Raw genomic sequence first — 19439 nt, 5'->3', positions numbered from 1 at the left:
GAGGCTCCCAGGTCGAGGCGGATGTGCCGGCGGCACGCCGACGCTCCGATCGTCACACGGTTGCGACGCCGCGGACCACGGGGACGCCCCGGAGTTTCACCGCCGGTGGATCTCAGGGTGGGGTCAGGGTCGGGTCCGGAGGCTGCTCGGGCGGCCGGGGCAGCAGTATCGAAGGCATGAACGAGGACGCTGCCCGTCCGCCCCGCCCCTGGGCGGCAGCACAGGACGCCCCGCCGCCGCCCCCGCCGGGAGCGGCGCCCACCACCGACCAGGCGAGCCCGCCGCCCGGCGGCGGCACGCCGTTCGCCGGTCCACCACCCGGTGGGTACGCCCCACCGCCCGGCGCCGCCGGCTTCACCACCCGGTACGGCCTGGTACGCCCCCGCGAGGGCCGCTACCTGGCCGGGGTGTGCGCCGCCATCGGCCGGGCCACGAACACCGACCCGGTGCTGTGGCGCGTGCTGCTGGCCGTACTCGGCTTCTTCGGCGGCATCGGCATCATCGTGTACGTCGCCGGCTGGCTGATCATCCCCGGTGAGGGCGACACCGCCTCCCCGGTGGAGGCCATGCTCGGCCGGGGCCGGTCCAGCATGTCCCCGATCACGGTGATCGTGCTCGGCATCGTGGTGGCGCTCGGCTTCGCCTACGTGGTCACGGACGGGTTCCGGGCGATCCTGCTCGGCGCGGTGATCCTGATCGGCGGCGCGCTCCTGCTCAACCGCGAGCAGCGCGGCCCCGCGCAGCGGCCGGCTCAGCCGGTGCCGCCGCACGGTCCCCCGCCCGGTCCGGTGCCGCCGGTGGCCTGGCCCGCGCCGCCGGCCCCGGCACCGGGTACGTGGACCGCGGCTCCCCCCGCGGCCCCGTGGACCGGCACACCCGCCGGACCGGCACACCCCGGCGCGGCGCCGTCCGGCGGCCTGCCCGCCGAGCCCGGCTACCCCCCGGCGTCCGTGTCCGAGCCCGGCTACCCACCGGCGCCCTCGGCCGAGCCCGGTCACGAGCCGGGGCACCCGGTCACGTCCGACGCGGAACGCGAGCCGGGCCCCTCCGGGCCCGCCACCGGCTACCCGACGCTGCCGGCGCCGGGCTGGCCCGCCGCGGCAGGCACCCGGCCGGGCCCGTCCGAGCCGACGACGGTAGGGATGCGGCACGTGACCGGGCCGGTCGCCGACACCGCCGCCTGGCCCGCGTACGGCGGGAACCCGGGCGCGCGCGACGCCGGTGCCCGGCTGGACGAGCCGGGCGCCGTGCCGCCGCCCGCGCCGGTCGGCGCACCGCTGCCGCCCGGCGGGTACCGGCCGCCGTTCGCCCCGCACGGCCCCTACGCCGGATCGCCGCCCGTCCCGCCACCGGTCCGGCCGCCGCGACCGCCGAAGCGGCCCAAGGAGCGCTCACCGCTCGGCGCGATCACGTTCTCGCTGATCTTCCTGGCGCTCGGCGTGGTGGCGATGCTCGACCTGCTCGACGTCTTCCCGGTCGGCGCCGCCGGCTACTTCGCCGCGGTGCTCGCGACCATCGGTCTCGGCCTGCTCGTCGGCACCTGGTTCGGCCGGGCGCGCTGGCTGATCGCCCTGGGCCTGGTGACCGCGGCCGCGCTCGGCATCGCCACGGTCGCCGAGTCCTACGACCGGGTACGCGGCATCGACGGCAACGTCACGTGGGCCCCGACCGACCTGCGCGACCTGGCGAACCGGTACGAGAACAACCTCGGTGACGCCACGCTCGACCTGCGCGGGATCGACTTCGACAAGCAGGACGTGCAGGTGACTGTCGACGTGAACCTCGGCAACGCGACAGTGGTCGTACCGCCGGACGTCGACGTGACCACGGTGGCCGACGTGAACGCCGGCGACGCCACCGTCTTCGGCCGGAGCAGCGGCGGGCTCGGCGGTCGTCAGTGGGAGACCACCGACGTCGGCGCCGACGGTCCCGGTGGGGGCAAGCTGCGTCTCTTCGTCCACGTGAACGCCGGCAAGTTGGAGGTGACCCGGTGAAGGCACACCGTACCGACGTCGTGTCGTTCGCTTTCGGACTCGTCTTCCTCGGCCTGTCCGTCTGGTGGCTGCTGGCCCGGATCCTCGGTCTCTCCGTACCGCCGGTCGGCTGGTTCCTGGCCGGTGGGCTGGTGCTGATCGGCCTGCTCGGACTGATCGGCGCGCTGCGCTCGGGCCGTGCACCGGAGCAACCCGCACCGCCGTCCGCGCCGGACGTCACGGTCTCGGCGCCGTACGGCTCCCCCGCCGCCGGCCCGGAGACGGCCGCCGGCCCGGAGACGCCCGACGGCGCCGACGAGTGGGCCACCGAGGCCACCACGGACTCCGCGGAACCGGCCACCCGCGAACTGCCGGCGCTCGATCCACCGACCGACGAGGCGGCGCCACAACGCCGTACGCCGGGGGATCCGGCCTGACCGCACCACTGCGGCGCCCTTCGGACGCGGCCTATGCTGGTCGGCGGAGATCTCGCCTCCGCCGGCCGGCCCCGCCCCCGACCATGCCGGAGCCGCCGGTCGGGTCGCCGGAGCCGCCCCGTCCGTTCGCTATCTCGTCAGGAGCCCGTCCGACATGACCCAGTCCCCCGCCGTGCGTGTCACCGGTCCCACCGGTGCGGTCCGCATCGGCGAGCGCGCCGCCCGCACGCTCGTCAGCGAGTTCGCCCGGCGTAACGACCCGAAGGCCGGCCTGCTGGTCGGCGCGACCCCGGAGTCCGCGGTGCTGGCCGCCGCGATCGAGGCGCTGCTGCCCGGCGACCGGCTCACCGTGGTGCCGGCGGAGGGCGCCGCGGCGGCCGCGCTGCGCGACCACGTCACCGCGCAGGGCCGCTGGGTCGCCGACCGGGTACGCGTGGTCGACACCCTCGCCGAGGCGGACGCCGCCGCGGTGGTGGTCGTCGCCGAGCCGTTCACCGGCACCGCGGACGAGGCGCGCGTCGCGATCGACGGGCTGGCGAAATACCTGGCCGAGGGGGCGGTGCTGAGCGTCGCCGCGCCGCTGTTCCGCACCGGGGGCGCCGACGGTGAGCTGGACCGGCAGGGCGTGCTGCACGGCGTACGCAGCGACCTGGTGCTGCGCAACACCCCGCCGGTACGCGTGCACCACCTGCGGTTCACCCCGGCGCCGGTGGCGCTCGCGGCCTCGCTGTCCCCGGCGTACCGGCCGTCGAGCGTGCCGCTGACCCGGGGCATGCACATCGACTCCAACGGGGTGGCCGCGGCGGGCATCACGCTCGGCCTGGCCGCCCTGGCCCGGGCCGCGCGGCCGAAGTCGAAGCTCTGGCTGGTGCCGGCGCTGGTCGCCGCGCCGGTGGCCGCGTTCTTCCGGGATCCGGAGCGGGACGTGCCGGAGGATCCGTCGGCTGTGGTCGCCTCGGCGGACGGTCAGGTGCTGTCCGTGCAGCGCCTGCAGGACGAGCGCTTCGGCGACGGCGAGTGGCTGCGGATCGCGGTCTTCCTGTCGGTGCTGGACGTGCACGTCAACCGCGCCCCGGTGGCCGGCAAGGTGGTCGACTACTTCGTCGCCGACGGCGGGTTCGTCAACGCCATGAAGCCGGACGCCGAGCACAACGTGGCGGCGTACACGGTGCTGGACACCGACCACGGCACCGTCGTGGTGGCGCAGCGCACCGGGCTGATCGCCCGCCGGATCGTGCAGCGGGCGCCCGTCGGGTCGCTGCTGGCCCGGGGTGAGCGCTTCGGCCTGATCCGGTTCGGCTCGCGTACCGACGTCTACCTGCCGGCCGACGCCGCGGACCCGCTGGTCGGTCCGGGCGACAAGGTGGTCGGCGGCGCGACGGTGATCGCCCGCTGGCGCTGAGCGCCGGACACGAAGAAGGGGCGCCGCTACAGCGGCGCCCCTTCTGTCGTTCTCGGATCAGGCGGTACGGCGCTGGTGCAGCCAGAGCAGCGGCCCGCTGACCAGGTAGCCCACCACCACGAACGCGAAGGTGAGCCGGATGTCGACGAGCGCGCCGATCACCGGGGCCAGCCAGAGCCACGGCGGCAGCTTCAGCAGCCGGGCCAGCTTCGCGTACGGGAAGCTGGATACCATGGCGAAGGCGAGCAGCGCCACGCCGGCCACCATGACCAGGCCGGGGACCGGCACGCCGATCGCCACGGTCAGGGCGAGCACCGCCGCCGCCATGGTGGTCGGCACACCACAGAAGAAGCGGCCGTCCTTCGGCGAGACGTTGAACCGGGCGAGCCGGATCGCCGCGCAGGCGGCGACGAGCGCGCAGGAGACCGCGGCGGCCGCCGGGGGCACCGAACCGGCCAGCGAGGCGTAGACCACGACCGGCGCGGCGAGGCCGAACGAGCACATGTCGGCGAGCGAGTCCATCTGCGCGCCGAACGGGCTGGCCACACCGAGCTTGCGGGCCAGCGCGCCGTCGAGGCCGTCGAACGCGACGCACGCGATCAGGCAGATCGCGGCGAGCTGCACGTCACCGCGCATGGCCAGGAAGATGGCCAGCATGCCGAGCATGAGGCTGCTCAGCGTGCACGCGTTGACGAGCGCGAACTTGGCCCGGCGGGCGGCGGTGCGCTCACCCGGCAGGAGCGGGATCGACATCGCCGGGGACTCGTCGTCGACCGGGGCGGCCGGGGCGAGCGCCGGGCTCACCGGGCGTACCGCTTCGATGTCGGTGTCGAGCCGGCCGTAGCGGATGCGCTGGCGGTCGGAGTAACGGTGGTCGGGGGTGACCAGGTCGGTCCCCGAGACGGCCGCACCGTCCCGGCGGCCCACCCGGACCAGCAGCACCTGGCGGGCGAACGTGCTGCTGCGGCGCAACCTGCCCGCCCAGCGACGCCCGGCGGGGCGCGGACTGTCAGTCGTACGACGCCGGCGCCATGGGGCTCTCGGCACGTTTCCTCCATCACCGGATCGGCTGGCCGCCCACGGCGGGGCGGGTGTCCGGCTGTCTCGTGCCGGACCTTTCGGGTCCGGCAGCCCTTTTGCGGAGTACACCATTGCACAGGGGACAGGGGCTTGGCGATAGCTGCCGGCGGTACTTATATCTCCCTTAACCGCGCGAACCGCCCACTCATTCCCATCTCGGGCCTCAACGCCCGTTTTCGTCGGTCAGCCGTACTTCCGACTGTACCGGAGGTCACCCAGGGCGGCTCGGCGAGCGATTCAGCTCACCCGCTGCCCGGTGGCCCGGGCCGCCACGTCGGTCATCGACAGACCGGTGACCTGCTCCCTGGCGAACCAGGCGGCCCGCGCGGTCGAGCCGCCGGCCAGCTCGGTCACCACCGCGTCGGTCGGCGCGTCCACGCGTACCCGGTAGATCACCCGGACGCCGTGCCAGTCCAGCGGGCGGCCCTCCGGGCCGAGCGCGGCCGGGTTGTGCAGGTTGTCCACGGCGATCAGGTCGACCACCCGGCCCAGCTGCCCGGCCTCCTCGACCAGCTCGCGCAGCAGCCCGGCGGCGGGCTGCTCGCCGTGGTCGGTGCCGCCGCCGGGCAGGTGCCAGCGGCCCGCGCCCGGGTACCCGTCGGCGATCATGGTGAGCAGCACCCGGTCGGCCGGGTCGGTGACCAGCCCGTACGCGGCGAAGCGCTGCCGGCGGTCGACGGACGGCCCGGCCGGCTCGGCGGGCAGCGCCCGGGGCAGGCCGGCCGGCAGCGGAGTCACCGGCAGGCCGAGCAGCTCGGCGGTGAACGGCATCAGCGGCCGGGTGGCCGCCTCCTCGGGGGCGAACCAACCCACCTCGTCGCTGCCACCGGCCGGCTCGGGCCGCAGCCGTCCGCCGCGCGCCTCGACCTCGAAGATCAGCCGATCGGTGTGCAGCGCGATCCCCAGGTCGGCGAACGCGGCCACGTCGGCCACCGCGGCCCGGATCGCGCCGGGCGCCACGGTCAGGCCGGTCTCCTCGGCGAACTCGCGTACCACGGTGTCGGCCGGGTGCTCCGCGTGCTCGACGCTGCCACCGGGCAGCTGCCACACCCCCGGGTACGGGCACTTCGCCGAGCCACGCGCCAGCAACACCCGCCCCTCGGAGTCTCGCAGCACCCCGTAGGCCCCGACCCGCCGCAGCTGTTCCACCCGCACCACTCCCCCGCACCCGAGCGACCCACTCCGTCGATCATGAGATTAGCGGTACCGAGGCGGACATTTCGCGCCGTCAACTTCATGATCGCCGGGGTGGGGGCCCCCGGGGGGGGTGGGGCCGGGGTGGGGTCAGAGGAGGTGGGCGGCCTGGACCGCTTCGGCCGTCACCTCGGTGAGGCGGTCGGTGGGCAGGGCGCCCAGTTCCTCGCGGCGGAACCAGCGGGCCTCGCAGGTGGAGCCGCCGATGTCGGCCACGGTGGGCGTCGCGGGCTGGTCGACCACCACCCGGTAGAAGGCGCGTACGCCGTGCCAGTCGATCGGGTAGCCCTCCGGGCCGAGCGAGGCGGCGTCCCGGTGGCTGGCCACCCCGAGCAACTCGACCAGGCGGCCGGTCTGACCGGTCTCCTCGACCAGTTCCCGGATCAGCGCCGCGCCCGGCTGCTCGCCGTAGTCGGTGCCGCCGCCGGGCAGGTGCCAGCAGCCGGCACCCGGGTAGCCGTCGGACACCCGGGTCAGCAGGACGCGCTCCTCCGGGTCGGTCACCACCGCGTACGCGGCGAAGCGCTGCGCCCGGTGCAGCCCGTCCGGGCCGGGGACGGCGTAGAACGAGGGGAACTCGGGCACCTCCTCCGGCACGATGTCGTCGGTGGAGGTGGGCAGGCCCAGGGCGCGTGCGGTGAACGACCGCAGCGGAAGCTCCCGGGCCTCGTCGAGGGTGAACCAGCGGGCCAGGTCGGTCGGCCGGTCGACCCGCTCGGTGAGCGTCCCGCCCCGGACCGACACGGTGTAGAGCAGCCGGTCGGTGTGGATCGTGATGCGCCGCTCGGGCAGCGCCCGCATGTCGGCGAGCACGTCCTGGAGGCCGGCGACCGCCACCGAGAGCCCGGTCTCGGCCGCGGTCTCCCGGACGACTGTGTGTTTGGGGTCCTCACCGTGGTCGACCGCGCCTCCGGGGAGCGACCAGGTGCCGGGGGTGCCGGAGCGCTCCGATGCGCGGACCAGCAACACTCGGCCGTTTGAATCAGCACAAACTGCGTATGCCGCGATCCTGCGGAGCGGCTCCAGCGAGGTGGTCACGGGAGCAAATTCTCCCCGGAGCGGGTTACCGACATCGAAAAGAGTCAGATTCCTGACTCTCCGCTGGCGTCTCAGGGACGGTTCAGGGTAGGCGTCCGGGCGGTCACCGAGGTCGGCCGCCGCAGCGCGCGGGACCGTTGACACATGACCTTCCCGAACCCCTCCCAGGCCCCGTACAAGCAGCTCCGCCGACCGGTCAGCGACCGCATGATCGCCGGTGTGGCGAGCGGCCTCGGCCGCTACTTCGCCGCCGACCCCACGCTGATCCGGGTGATCTTCGCGACCGCCACGGTGCTCACCGGCGGGCTCGCCGCGCTCGCGTACCCGATCATGTGGTTCCTGATGCCCGAGGAGCCGGCCGGCGCGCCCGCCTGGCCGCACCCGCCGGGCACCGCGCCCGGGTGGCCGCCGGTCCCGCCGGCTACGCCGGGCGGGCCGCAGGCGCCGCCGGCGGCCTGAGCCGCGTCACTCCCACTCGATGGTGCCCGGCGGCTTGCTGGTGACGTCCAGGACCACGCGGTTGACATCGGCGACCTCGTTGGTGATCCGGGTGGAGATCCGGGCCACCACGTCGTAGGGGAGGCGGGACCAGTCGGCGGTCATCGCGTCCTCGCTGGAGACCGGGCGCAGCACCACCGGGTGGCCGTAGGTGCGCCCGTCGCCCTGCACCCCGACGCTGCGGACGTCGGCCAGCAGCACCACCGGGAACTGCCAGACGCCGCGGTCCATACCGGCAGCCGTCAGCTCCTGCCGGGCGATCAGGTCGGCCTTGCGGAGCACGGCGAGGCGCTCCTCGTCGACCGCGCCGATGATCCGGATGGCCAGGCCCGGGCCCGGGAACGGGTGCCGCCACACCATCGCCTCGGGCAGTCCCAGCTCCAGGCCGATCGTGCGGACCTCGTCCTTGAACAGCGTGCGCAGCGGCTCGACCAGGGAGAACTTCAGGTCCTCGGGCAGGCCGCCGACGTTGTGGTGGCTCTTGATGTTGGCGGTGCCGGTGCCGCCGCCGGACTCGACCACGTCCGGGTAGAGCGTGCCCTGCACGAGGAATTCCACGTCGCCGTGCGCGGCGATCTCCCGGGCGGCGGCCTCGAAGACGCGGATGAACTCCCGGCCGATGATCTTGCGCTTCTGCTCCGGGTCGGTCACCCCGGCGAGCGCGCCGAGGAACCGCTCCCGCGCGTCTACCACCTTGAGCGTGATGCCGGTCGCCGCGACGTAGTCCTTCTCGACCTGCTCGGCCTCGCCGGCCCGCAGCAGACCGTGGTCCACGAACACGCAGGTGAGCTGGTCGCCCACGGCGCGGTGCACGAGCGCCGCGGCGACCGCCGAGTCGACGCCGCCGGAGAGGCCGCAGATGACCTCCTTGTCGCCCACCTGCTCGCGGATCCGGGCGACCTGCTCGTCGATGATGTTCGAGGGCGTCCAGGTCGGCGCGATGCCGGCGATGTCGTACAGGAAGCGGGTGAGCATCTCCTGGCCGTGCGCGGTGTGCCCGACCTCGGGGTGGAACTGCACGCCGGCCCGGCGTCCCGCCAGGTCCTCGAACGCGGCGACCGGGGCACCCGCCGACTCGGCGGTCACGGTGAAGCCGTCCGGGGCCTCGGTGACGCAGTCGCCGTGGCTCATCCAGACCGGCAGGTCGGCCGGCAGGTCGCGCAGCAGCACGCCGGGCTCGGTCAGGCGCGGGCGCAGCGGGGTGCCGCCGTACTCGCGGTTGCCGGTGCGCGCGACGGTGCCGCCGAGCGCCTGGGCCATGGCCTGGAAGCCGTAGCAGATGCCGAAGACCGGTACGCCGGTCTCGAACATGCCAGCGTCGATCTGCGGGGCGCCCGGAGCGTAGACGCTGGACGGGCCGCCGGACAGGATGATCGCGGCCGGGTTCTTCGCCAGCATCTCGGACACCGGCATGGAATGCGGGACGATCTCCGAGTAGACCTTCGCCTCGCGGACACGGCGCGCGATGAGCTGGGCGTACTGGGCTCCGAAGTCCACCACGAGGACGGGGCGAGGCGTGCTCATGTGCGCAAAGCCTACCGACAGTCACCGGGCTGCCGGACGCGCCCCGGCGGTGTGGCGGGGTGAATGTGTTAACAAGGGCCCCTTCCTCTACCGGAGGCGTTAATAAGGGGCCCTTCCTTTCACCGCAGGGCGGCGGGGGCGTGCGCGGGGACGGCGGGCCGGCGCGGCGGGACCGGCGCGACCCGGGTGTACGCCGACCCGAGCGCCGGACGCGGGTCCGCCTCGTCCTTGTTCGGCCAGTACGACATGGCCCGCTCGGCCTGCGCGGTGATCGTCAGCGACGGGTTGACGCCCAGGTTCGCCGAGACCGCCGCGCCGTCCACCACGTGCAGCCCCGGGTGGCCGTACACCCGGTGCCAGGGGTCGATCACGCCCTCGTCCGGGGTGGCGCCGATGACCGCGCCGCCGAGGATGTGCGCGGTCACCGGGATGTTGAACGGCTCGGTGACCGCCCCGCCCGGGGTGCCGCCGATCTCCTCGGCGAGCAGCCGGGCCGCGGTGTTGCCGGCCGGGATCCAGGTCGGGTTGGGTGCGCCGTGGCCGGGGCCGGAGACCAGCCGTCCCCGGCGGTAGCGGGTGGTCAGCGAGTTGTCGACCGACTGCATGACGAGCGCGATCACGGTGCGCTCGGACCAGCGGCGTACCGACAGCATCCGCGCCGCCAGCACGGGCTGCCGGACGATGCTGCCCAGCCAGCGCCGGGCCCGGCGGGGACCGCCGTCGACGAGCAGCGACTGGAGCAGGCCCATCGCGTTGGAGCCCTTGCCGTAGCGGACCGGCTCGATGTGGGTCTGCGGGTCGGGGTGGAACGAGCTGGTGATCGCCACCCCCTCGGTGAAGTCGAGGCCGCGCTTCCGGGCCGCGCCGGGCGCCACCGAGGCGCCGAGGATGGCCTCGGAGTTGGTGCGGGTCAGCTCGCCGAGCCGGGGCGAGAGCGCCGGCAGCGCGCCGGTCGCCTTCATCTCGTGCAGCAGCCGCTGGGTGCCGAGCGCGCCGGCCGCGAAGACCACCTGGTCGGCGTGGATCACCTCGCGCCGCTTGCGCAGCCAGGCGCCGGTGCGTTCGGTGTGCACCGCGTACCCGCCGGCCGGGTCGGGGCGGACGGCGGTCACTGTGGTCAGCGGGTGCACCTGCACGCCGAGGCGCTCGGCCAGCCAGAGGTAGTTCTTCACGAGCGTGTTCTTGGCGCCGTGCCGGCAGCCGGTCATGCACGACCCGCAGTGGCTGCACCCGGTGCGGTCCGGCCCGGCCCCGCCGAAGTACGGGTCGGCCACCCGCTCGCCGGGCCGCCCGATGTGCACCCCGACCGGCGTCGGGTGGTAGGTGTGCGCCACCCCCATCCGCTCGGCCACCGCGCGGACGGCCTGGTCCGCGCGGGTGTCGATCGGGTACGTGGTGACGCCGAGCATCCGTTTCGCCTGGTCGTAGTGGCGGGCCAGCTCGTCGCGCCAGTCGGTGATGTCCCGCCACTGCGGGTCGGCGTAGAATGCGTCGAGCGGCTCGTAGAGCGTGTTCGCGTAGACGAGGGAGCCGCCGCCCACACCGGCCCCGGAGAGCACCAGCACGCCGCCGCCGGCCGTGCGGTCGGCCGAGCGCAGCAGCGTGATCCGCTGGAGCCCGAAGCAGCCGAGCCGGGGCGCCCAGAGGAACCGTCGCGCCCGCCAGGACGTACGCGGGAACTCGTCGTCGGCGAAGCGCCGCCCCGCCTCCAGGACGCCCACCGTGTAGCCCTTCTCGGCCAGCCGGAGCGCGGTGACGCTGCCGCCGAAGCCCGAACCGATGACGAGCACGTCGTAACGCATGAACGCATCATTACCGACCGGTAGCTATGGCGCCAGCGAGTGTTTTTCGCAGATCATGCAGAGCGCTCGATTCGCCGGGATTCCCGCCGCTGCAACCTCCGGCGGCTCCCGGCGCGTCGAACACCACGGGGAGGAACGAACGTGACGAGACGACGCCTGCTGGGCCTGGCCGCACTGGTCGCGGCGCTGCTGGTGGCCACCGGAGCGGTGGTGACCACCCGGCTGGTGGCGAACCGCCCGGCCGCCCCGGTCGCCGGCCCGAGCACCGCGCCGCCGGCCTCACCGACGCCCGCCCCGACCACCGCCAGCCCGACGCCGCCGCCCGGCGCCGACCTCAAGGGCCCGCTCAACCTGCTGCTCGTCGGCGTGGACACCCGGGTCAGCATCCCCGGCTGGGAGCCGCACGCCGACGCGGTGCTGCTGCTGCACGTGCCGGCCGGGCTGGACCGGGCGTACCTGTTCTCGCTGCCCCGCGACCTGGTCGTGGACATCCCCGCCTACCCGAAGGCCCGCTACCCGGGCGGCCGGACCAAGCTCACCCACGCGATGAGCTACGGCAGCCGGGTGCCGGGCGACAAGCGCAACCCCAGCACCGCCCAGGGGTACGAGCTGCTGCGCACCACCGTCTCCCGCTACACCGGGCTGCGCATCGACGCCGGGGCGGTGATCACGTTCGGCGGCTTCGACAAGCTGGTGGACACGCTCGGCGGGGTGGACCTCTACGTCGACCAGCGGGTCGAGTCCCGGCACCGCCGCCCGGACGGCACCATGCGGACGCTGACCGGCGGCGGCTACACCGGGCCGCAGATGGTTTACGAGAAGGGCACCCGGCACCTGACCGGCTGGCAGGCGCTCGACTACGCGCGGCAGCGCTACACCGCCGGCGGCGACTACACCCGGCAGCGGCACCAGCAGCAATTGCTCCGGGCACTGGCCCGCAAGATCCTCGACCAGGGCACGGCCCGCGACCCGCAGCGGGTCGAGCAGGTGGTCGCCGCGCTGGGCAAGACCCTGGTGTACGCCGGGGGCGGCCGGAAGCTGATCGACTACGCGTACGTCCTGGGTGGCCTGCCGGCCGACCGGCTCACGCTCGTCGTGCTGCCCGGCGCCGGGGTGAGCAGCGGCGGCGCGTACCGGGGTGAGCAGCTCAAGCCGCTCGGCCGTGACTTCCTCACCGCGCTGCGCGGCGGGCGGGCCGACGCGTTCCTGGCCGCCCACCCGGCGCTGCGCGTCAGGAACTGACGCCTACAGCGGCTTCGGGGCGGGCGGGCGCTCGGTGCCGTACAGCCACGGGTCGAAGACCTTCGCCAGCTTCTTGCCGGAGATCCGCTCGGCCAGCGCCACGAAGTCGGCGGTGGTGGCGTTGCCGTTCTTCCGCTCCGACGCCCAGGTACGCAGGACGGTGAAGAACGCGGTGTCGCCCACCGCCACCCGCAGCGCGTGCACAGTCATCCCGCCCCGGTCGTAGACCGAGCTGCTGAACAGGTTCGCCACGCCCGGCTTGCCCGGCGGCGTACGCCACACCTGGCCGCCGGCGTTCGCGTACTTCTGCTCGAACGCGCGCTGCACAGTGGTCGAGCCGATGTGCTCGGCCCACAGCCACTCGGCGTACGTGGCCAGCCCCTCGTTGAGCCAGATGTCCTGCCAGCGCTGGATCGACACGCTGTTGCCGTACCACTGGTGGGCCAGCTCGTGCGCGACCACGCCGGTGTTGTCGCCCTGCCGGAAGAAGCTCGCCGAGTAGACCGGCCGGCTCTGCGTCTCCAGCGCGTACCGGATCCGCTCGTCGGCGATCACCACGCCGCCGTACGAGTCGAACGGGTACGGCCCGAAGACGCTCTCCAGGTAGTCGGCGACCTCGATCGTGCGCGCGATGGACCGGTCCGGCGCGCCCTCCGCCACCTGGGTGGTGACCGCGTTGTAGACCGGCCGTCCCTTGTGCTGCCCGGTGGTGACCCGGAACTTCCCGATCGCCACTGTGGTCAGGTAGCTGGCCGCCGGGGCGGTCTCCGACCACTTCCAGGTGGTCCAGGCGCCGCTTGTCGTCTTCCCCTTCGGCACGCCGTTGGAGACCGCCGTGAGTCCCTTCGGGACGGTGATCTCCATGTCGTAGGTGGCCTTGTCCGACGGGTGGTCGTTGACCGGGAACCAGGTGCTCGCCGACTCCGGCTGCCCGAGCGCGATCGCCCCGTCGACCGTGTGCAGCCAGCCGCCCTCGCCCAGCGACTCGGTACGCAGCGGCTCCGGCCGGCCGTCGTACCGGATCTCGGCGGTGAACCCGTTGCCCGAGGTCAGCCCGGTGGCCGGGGTGATCACCAGCTCGTCCTCGGTGCGGCTGTGCCGGGCGGCGGTGCCGTCCACCGTCACCGAGCGGACGGTCAGCCCGGCCAGGTCCAGGTTGAACGCGGACAGATCGGCGGTGGCGGTGGCCCGCAGCGTGGTGGTGCCGCTGAGCTTGTCCGTCTCCGGGTCGTAGCGCACCTTCACGGTGTAGTGCGCGACGTCGTACCCGCCGTTGCCGTAGCTCGGGAAGTACGCGTCACCGGCACCGTCCGCGCCCGGCGCGAAGCTGCGCGAGGCCGCCGGCGCGGGGGCGGCCGGGGACGTCGGGCCGGGGTCCGGCTCGGCCGAACCGCAGCCCGCGGCCAGCAGCGTGCCGCAGGTCAGCAAGCCGATCCGTCGTCGTGCGCCGCGCCGCGTCATCGCCTCGATCCCTCCCGGGGCCCGTTCGGCGGCCCCGCCCACGGGCCGCTCCGACCGCGGCAGCCTACCCAGCGGCGGTCACGTGTTCGTCACGGCAGTCCCGGCGGCGTGCCACCGGCCAGCCACGCGTCCAGCAGCGCCCGCAGCGGACGTCCGGACGTGCGTTCGGCGTACCCGACGAAGTCGGCAGTGGTGACGTTGCCGTCGCGGTGCTGCGCCAGCCAGCCGCGCAGCACGCGGTAGAACGTCTCGTCGCCCACGGCGCGGCGCAGCGCGTGCACCGCGAGCGCGCCCCGCTGGTAGACCGCGTCGCCGAACATCCCGGCCCGGCCCGGGTCGACTGTGGGCTTCGACCAGTCGGTGTCCGCGTACCGTTCGGCGACTGTCTGCGCCACTGTGCGCCCGCCGTCGTGCTCGGCCCAGAGCCATTCGGCGTACGTGGCGAAGCCCTCGTTGAGCCAGATGTCGCTCCACCGGGCCACCGAGACGCTGTCGCCGAACCACTGGTGGGCCAGCTCGTGCGCGACCACCTCGGTGTTCGGCAGGCCGTCGCGGAAGAACGCCGGCCCGTAGACCGGCCGGCTCTGCGTCTCCAGCGCGTACCGGATGCGTTCGTCGGCGACCACGACGCCGCCGTACGCCTCGAACGGGTACGGCCCGAAGCGCGCGGCCAGGAAGTCGGCGATCTCGCCGGTGCGGGCCACCGACGCGGCAGCCGGACCGTCCGCGGGCAGCGCCGCGGCGACGGCGGTGACCAGCGGCTTCCCGGCGTGGGTGCCGCTGCTGACCCGGTAGTCGCCGATCACCAGCGTGCTCAGGTAGCTGGCCATCGGCGCGCGCTCGGACCAGCGCCAGGTGGTCCAGCCGCCGCTGGACGTCCTGCCCTGCGGCACGCCGTTGGACAGCGCGGCGAGGCCGTCCGGCACGGTGACCGCGAGGTCGTAGGTGGCCTTGTCCGACGGGTGGTCGTTCACCGGATACCAGGTGCTCGCCGACTCGGGCTGGCCGAGCGCTATCGCACCGTCAGGTGTGGCGTGGAATCCGCCGTCGCCGAGTTCGGCGTTGGGCAGCGGCTGCGGCACCCCGCCGTACGTCACCTCGACGGTGAACCGCCGCCCGGACGGCAGCCCGCCCGCCGGGGTGACGATCAGCTCGGCGCCGTCGTGGCGGTGCTTCGCCGCCGCGCCGTCCACCCGCACCCGCTCGACGTCCAGCCCGGCCAGGTCGAGCTGGAACCGGGACAGCGCCCGGGTCGCGGTGACGGTCAGCGTGGCGGTACCGGTGAGCCGGTCGCTCGCCGGGTCGTAGCGCACGTCCAGCGCGTAGTGGCCCACGTCGTAGCCGCCGTTGCCGGCGCCCGGCACGTACGGGTCACCGGCGTCCGCCGCGCCCGGCCGGAACCCGTTGCCGTCGTCACCGCCGGTGCAGCCGCCCAGCGCGAGCGCCGCCGCCACCAGCCCTGCCGCCCAGACCCGCCCCCGTCTCACCCGGCGAGCCTAGACGCGCGACGGCGCGGGCGGGGCCGGAACAGGTCCGCGCCGCGCGCCCGCGCCGTCATGCCGTGCTCAGCGGTGCTCAGCGGTCGAGGACGAGCCCGACCTTCTGGAACTCCTTCAGGTCGCGGTAGCCGCACTTGGCCATCGCGCGGCGCAGGCCGCCGAAGAGGTTGAGCTGGCCGTCCGGCTCGTCGGCCGGGCCGAACAGCAGCTTCTCCATCGAGCCGAGCGGCTCGCCGGCCACCTCGAACGCGCCCCGGGGCAGCGACGGGTGGCTGGCCGCGGAGTGCCACCAGGCGCCGCCGGCCGGGGCCTCCTCGCACAGCGACAGCGGCTCGCCGAGCATCACCGCGTCCGCGCCGCAGCCGAGCGCCTTGGCGATGTCGCCGGAGGTCTGCATGTCGCCGTCGGCGATCAGGTGCACGTACCGGCCGCCGGTCTCGTCCAGGTAGTCGCGGCGGGCGGCGGCGGCGTCGGCGATGGCGGTGGCCATCGGCACCCGGATGCCGAGCACCGACTCGGTGGTCGACCAGTCGTCGCCGCCGATGCCCACGATCACGCCGGCCGCGCCGGTACGCATCAGGTGCAGCGCGGTCTTGTAGTCGGTGCAGCCGCCGACGACGACAGGCAGGTCGAGGTCGGCGATGAACTCCTTGAGGTTCAGCGGCTCGTCGGTGGTGGAGACGTGCTCGGCCGAGACGAGCGTGCCCTGGATGACCAGGATGTCCACGCCGGCGTCGAGGATCACCGGGGCCAGCGCCAGGGTGTGCTGCGGGGAGACCCGCACCGCCACCGTGCCGCCGCCCTCGCGCAGCTCGCGGACCCGCTCGGCGATCAGGTCGGGACGGATCGGCTCGGCGTAGACCTCCTGGAGGCGCTTGGTCGCCCGCGCGTCCTCACCGAGACCGGCCAGCTCCTCCAGGATCTTGGCCGGGTTCTCGTACCGGGTCCACAGGCCCTCGACGTTCAGCACGCCGAGGCCACCGAGCTGGCCGAGCCGGACCGCCGAGGCGGGGCTCATGGTCGCGTCCGAGGGGTGCGCGACGCACGGGATGCCGAACTGGTACGCGTCGAGCTGCCACGCGGTGGAGACGTCGTCGACGTCCCGGGTGCGGCGGCTCGGCACGATGGCGATGTCGTCCAGGTGGTAGCCGCGCTGCGCGGTCTTGCCCAGCCCGATCTCGACCACGTCACGCATGAGGGACTCCAGGTGGTTGGGGGTGGTGGGTCAGCGGGAGTGGTAGTTGGGCGCCTCGACCGTCATCTGGATGTCGTGCGGGTGGCTCTCCTTGAGCCCGGCCGCGGTGATCCGGATGAGCTGGCCACGCCGGTGCAGCTCCGGGATGCTCTCCGCGCCCACGTACCCCATGGCGGCGCGCAGCCCACCGGTGAGCTGGTGGGCGACGGCGGACAGCGGCCCCCGGTAGGGCACCTGGCCCTCGACGCCCTCCGGGACCAGCTTGTCCTCGGCGAGCACGTCCTGCTGGAAGTAGCGGTCCTTGGAGTAGGACTTGCCCTGGCCGCGCGACTGCATCGCGCCGAGCGAGCCCATCCCGCGGTACGCCTTGTACTGCTTGCCGTTGATGAAGATCAGCTCGCCGGGGCTCTCCTCGCAGCCCGCGAGCAGACTGCCGAGCATCACCGTGTCGGCGCCGGCGACGAGCGCCTTGGCGATGTCGCCGGAGTATTGGATGCCGCCGTCACCGATCACCGGCACGCCGGCCGGGCGGGCGGCACGGGCCGCCTCCATGATCGCGGTGATCTGCGGTACGCCGACCCCGGCAACGATCCGGGTGGTGCAGATGGCGCCCGGGCCGACGCCCACCTTGACGCCGTCCGCGCCGGCCTCGACGAGCGCCTTCGCGCCCGCGTACGTGGCGATGTTGCCGCCCACGATGTCGATGGTGACGTCCCGCTTGAGCCGGGCGACCATCTCCAGCACGGCGCGCTGGTGGCCGTGCGCGGTGTCCACGATGACGACGTCCACGCCGGCGTCGACCAGGGCACGGGCCCGCTTGTAGCCGTCCTCGCCCACGCCCACCGCGGCGGCGACCCGGAGCCGGCCCGCGTCGTCCTTGGTGGCGTTCGGGTACTGCTCGCTCTTGGTGAAGTCCTTGACCGTGATCAGGCCGCGCAGCTTGCCGCCCGCGTCCACGATCGGCAGCTTCTCGATCTTGTGCTGGCGCAGCAGGCCGAGCGCGTCGTCCTTGCTCACGCCGACCGGAGCGGTGATCAGCGGGGTGCGGGTCATGATCTCGCGGACCGGCGTGGCCGGGTCGGAGACGAACCGCATGTCGCGGTTCGTGACGATGCCGACCAGCTGGCCCTGCCCGTCCACCACCGGCACGCCGGAGATGCGGTAGCGGCCGCAGAGCGCGTCGACCTCGCGCAGCGTGTCGTCGGGGCTGGCGGTCACCGGGTTGGTGATCATGCCGGACTCGGAGCGCTTCACCAGGTCGACCTGGAGCGCCTGGTCCTCGACGGAGAGGTTGCGGTGCAGCACGCCGATGCCGCCCTGGCGGGCCATGGCGATCGCCATCCGCGCCTCGGTGACGGTGTCCATCGCGCTGGACAGCAACGGCACGGTCAGCTCGATGTTGCGGGTGAGGCGGGTGCGGGTGTTGACGCGGCTGGGGACGACGTCCGACTCGCCCGGCTGGAGCAGGACGTCGTCGAAGGTCAGCCCGAGCGGTACCACGCGGGCCGAACCCGCAGGCAGCTCGGGCAGATGGCCACCCAGCTCCCCGCCGTCGGCGCCGGCCGGGATCTCGGTGCTGGGCGAATTCTCCACGATTGCTCCCCTGAGCTGGTCGAACGGGCTGCAGCGAGGCGGCGCGCGGGGGCACCGGCAGGCGCCGGGTGACGGCGCGTCGCCTCATCGTACCCACCTACCCGTCCGCGCCCGGGCAGCGGCGGGCCCGAGGGTAGGCAGGGCCACAGCACGGGCTGGGGCGGGCTTTCCGGCGGCTCGGGGTCTACGGTGAGGGGGTGCACGACGAGCCCATCGACCCGTTCAACGGCGACCCGGCCGATCCGGCTGCCGGCCTGCACGATCCCGGCGACGACGACGCGCTCGACCCGTTGACCGAGGTCGAGCGCCAGGACGTCCTGGAGGATCTCGCCGATCTGGAGATCTACCAGGCGTTGCTCCAGCCGATCGGCGTGCGCGGCCTGGTGATCGAGTGCGAGGACTGCCGCGAGCCGCACTACTTCGACTGGGACCTGCTGCGCGGCAACCTGCGCCACCTGCTCAACTCGGGGCGTCCCCGGGTGCACGAGCCGGCCTACGACCCGGACCCGGACCACTACGTGAGCTGGGACTACGCCCGCGGGTACGCCGACGGCGTGCACGACACGCTCACCGAGGGCACCGACGACTCCGCGCAGGAGTGACAGCCGGGCGGGTCAGGCGACCAGACCCGCCCGGAACCCGGCCGCGACGGCGTGCGCCCGGTCGCGCGCGCCGAGCTTGCGGAACAGCCGCCGGGCGTGCGTCTTGACCGTGTCCTCGGAGACGAACAGCTCCCGCCCGATCTCCGCGTTGCTCTTGCCCTCGGCCATGCCGAGCAGCACCTGAAGCTCGCGCTCGGTCAGCCCGATCGCGCTGCGCGGCGTCCGCGCCGGTCGCTGGACCGCACCCGCCCGGGGCGCCTCCGCGCCGTCGGCCGCGGGGTCGTCCGGGTCCTCACCCCGCTGCACGGGCACCACTGTGGGCAGGCCCGCGGCGTCCACCGGGGCCGTCGCCGGCCAGCCGGGCCCACCCGGGGTACGCCCCGGCACCGCCGGCCGGGTCGGCCCGCCCACCGCCGCCGCGTCCCGGGCGGTGTCCGCCACCCGGTTCCTGTTGCTCCGCCCGGGGGCGGACAGCAGCAGCAGCGCCTTGGCCACAGCGCTGGTCAGGTCGTGGTCCGCGTTCTGGATCAGGCCCCGCGCTCCGGCGCTGATGGTGGCCGCCGCCGACTCCGACTCCTCGGCGCCGAGCAGCAGCACCGCCGCCTGCGGTGCGCGGGCCAGCACCCGCCGGACGAAGCCGGCGCTGTCCGGACGGGTCAGCGCGGTGTCGGCGAGCACCACGTCCACCGGACGCTCCGCGAGCCGCAACATCACCTCCGGATCGGAGACGGCCGTCCGGACGACGCCGGACAGCCCGAGCCGCGCCGCCGCGGAGGTCAGATGCTGGGCCGCCAATGGTGTCCGAACGCACACAAGAACACTACGCACAGTGGTCTCCTCTCCGACTCAGAGCAGACCATGCGGAGGTGGGGTCGGGAGGGGGTTCCGGGCAATCATCC

16 protein-coding genes are annotated in these 19439 nt (G+C 74.1%); 6 read left to right on the top strand and 10 right to left on the bottom strand.

The features are described from left to right. Positions 1-176: 176 nt before the first annotated feature. The 3 genes from ACPCK6_RS14155 (at position 177) to ACPCK6_RS14145 (ending at position 3812) form a co-directional block, all read left to right on the top strand. Complete coding sequence (locus ACPCK6_RS14155; RefSeq protein WP_423481333.1) at positions 177-1994, top strand: PspC domain-containing protein; 1818 nt, start codon at positions 177-179, stop codon at positions 1992-1994. Continuing rightward, on the top strand, positions 1991-2410 hold the full coding sequence (locus ACPCK6_RS14150; protein ID WP_423481332.1) for a hypothetical protein: 420 nt from the start codon (positions 1991-1993) through the stop codon (positions 2408-2410). Before ACPCK6_RS14155 ends, ACPCK6_RS14150 begins: the two co-directional genes overlap by 4 nt. 154 nt (positions 2411-2564) lie before the next feature. Then, complete coding sequence (locus ACPCK6_RS14145) at positions 2565-3812, top strand: phosphatidylserine decarboxylase (protein ID WP_396883338.1); 1248 nt, start codon at positions 2565-2567, stop codon at positions 3810-3812. A gap of 57 nt (positions 3813-3869) precedes the next feature. Here the strand turns inward: ACPCK6_RS14145 and ACPCK6_RS14140 are convergent, their stop codons facing one another. The 3 genes from ACPCK6_RS14140 to ACPCK6_RS14130 all read right to left on the bottom strand — a co-directional run bounded on the left by ACPCK6_RS14140 (position 3870) and on the right by ACPCK6_RS14130 (position 7124). Next, the gene (locus ACPCK6_RS14140) at positions 3870-4784 is read right to left on the bottom strand and encodes a CDP-alcohol phosphatidyltransferase family protein (RefSeq protein ID WP_262015825.1); all 915 of its coding nucleotides are present in this window, start codon (positions 4782-4784) and stop codon (positions 3870-3872) included. A gap of 345 nt (positions 4785-5129) precedes the next feature. Beyond that, on the bottom strand, positions 5130-6041 hold the full coding sequence (locus ACPCK6_RS14135) for an NUDIX hydrolase (protein WP_396883340.1): 912 nt from the start codon (positions 6039-6041) through the stop codon (positions 5130-5132). Positions 6042-6176: 135 nt separating this feature from the next. Continuing rightward, positions 6177-7124: an NUDIX domain-containing protein gene (locus tag ACPCK6_RS14130; RefSeq protein WP_396883341.1), complete on the bottom strand. Its 948-nt coding sequence runs from the start codon at positions 7122-7124 to the stop codon at positions 6177-6179. Positions 7125-7268: 144 nt separating this feature from the next. Here ACPCK6_RS14130 and ACPCK6_RS14125 point away from each other — a divergent pair, with 144 nt between their 5' ends. Further along, positions 7269-7583 (top strand): PspC domain-containing protein, encoded by a 315-nt coding sequence (locus ACPCK6_RS14125; protein ID WP_396883342.1) that lies wholly within the window; start codon positions 7269-7271, stop codon positions 7581-7583. A gap of 6 nt (positions 7584-7589) precedes the next feature. Here the strand turns inward: ACPCK6_RS14125 and guaA are convergent, their stop codons facing one another. Together guaA and ACPCK6_RS14115 are read right to left on the bottom strand one after the other, a co-directional pair. Continuing rightward, positions 7590-9146 carry a glutamine-hydrolyzing GMP synthase gene (gene guaA / locus ACPCK6_RS14120; RefSeq protein ID WP_423481331.1) on the bottom strand — a complete coding sequence of 519 codons (1557 nt, stop codon included), beginning with the start codon at positions 9144-9146 and terminating at the stop codon, positions 7590-7592. A gap of 119 nt (positions 9147-9265) precedes the next feature. Further along, a complete protein-coding gene (locus ACPCK6_RS14115) occupies positions 9266-10948 on the bottom strand; it encodes an FAD-dependent oxidoreductase (protein ID WP_396883343.1) in 1683 nt (560 codons plus the stop codon). Between the two features lie 141 nt (positions 10949-11089). Here ACPCK6_RS14115 and ACPCK6_RS14110 point away from each other — a divergent pair, with 141 nt between their 5' ends. Next, positions 11090-12190: an LCP family protein gene (locus ACPCK6_RS14110; protein ID WP_423481330.1), complete on the top strand. Its 1101-nt coding sequence runs from the start codon at positions 11090-11092 to the stop codon at positions 12188-12190. A 3-nt stretch (positions 12191-12193) separates the two neighbouring features. Here the strand turns inward: ACPCK6_RS14110 and ACPCK6_RS14105 are convergent, their stop codons facing one another. The 4 genes from ACPCK6_RS14105 to guaB all read right to left on the bottom strand — a co-directional run bounded on the left by ACPCK6_RS14105 (position 12194) and on the right by guaB (position 17938). Further along, entirely contained in the window at positions 12194-13651 is a 1458-nt protein-coding gene (locus ACPCK6_RS14105; protein WP_396883345.1) for a M1 family metallopeptidase, read from the bottom strand. 89 nt (positions 13652-13740) lie between these two features. Next, on the bottom strand, positions 13741-15138 hold the full coding sequence (locus tag ACPCK6_RS14100) for a M1 family metallopeptidase (RefSeq protein WP_423481329.1): 1398 nt from the start codon (positions 15136-15138) through the stop codon (positions 13741-13743). Between the two features lie 88 nt (positions 15139-15226). Beyond that, on the bottom strand, positions 15227-16345 hold the full coding sequence (locus ACPCK6_RS14095) for a GuaB3 family IMP dehydrogenase-related protein (protein WP_013288539.1): 1119 nt from the start codon (positions 16343-16345) through the stop codon (positions 15227-15229). Positions 16346-16375: 30 nt separating this feature from the next. Then, positions 16376-17938 (bottom strand): IMP dehydrogenase, encoded by a 1563-nt coding sequence (guaB, locus tag ACPCK6_RS14090; RefSeq protein ID WP_423481328.1) that lies wholly within the window; start codon positions 17936-17938, stop codon positions 16376-16378. A 197-nt stretch (positions 17939-18135) separates the two neighbouring features. Between guaB and ACPCK6_RS14085 the strand changes: the two genes are divergently transcribed. Continuing rightward, complete coding sequence (locus ACPCK6_RS14085) at positions 18136-18540, top strand: DUF5319 domain-containing protein (RefSeq protein WP_194801374.1); 405 nt, start codon at positions 18136-18138, stop codon at positions 18538-18540. Positions 18541-18552: 12 nt separating this feature from the next. On the opposite strand, the gene ACPCK6_RS14080 is transcribed toward ACPCK6_RS14085, so the two are convergent. Further along, positions 18553-19368, bottom strand: coding sequence for a LuxR C-terminal-related transcriptional regulator (locus ACPCK6_RS14080; RefSeq protein ID WP_423481327.1), 816 nt, complete (start codon positions 19366-19368; stop codon positions 18553-18555). Between the last annotated feature and the right edge of the window lie 71 nt (positions 19369-19439).

The sequence above is a fragment of the Micromonospora sp. AB353 genome (genome assembly GCF_049538395.1).
Taxonomy (GTDB): Bacteria; Actinomycetota; Actinomycetes; order Mycobacteriales; family Micromonosporaceae; genus Micromonospora; species Micromonospora aurantiaca.
Note: the sequence above shows the minus strand (reverse complement) of the source record. Positions and strands in the feature narration are given on the sequence as shown.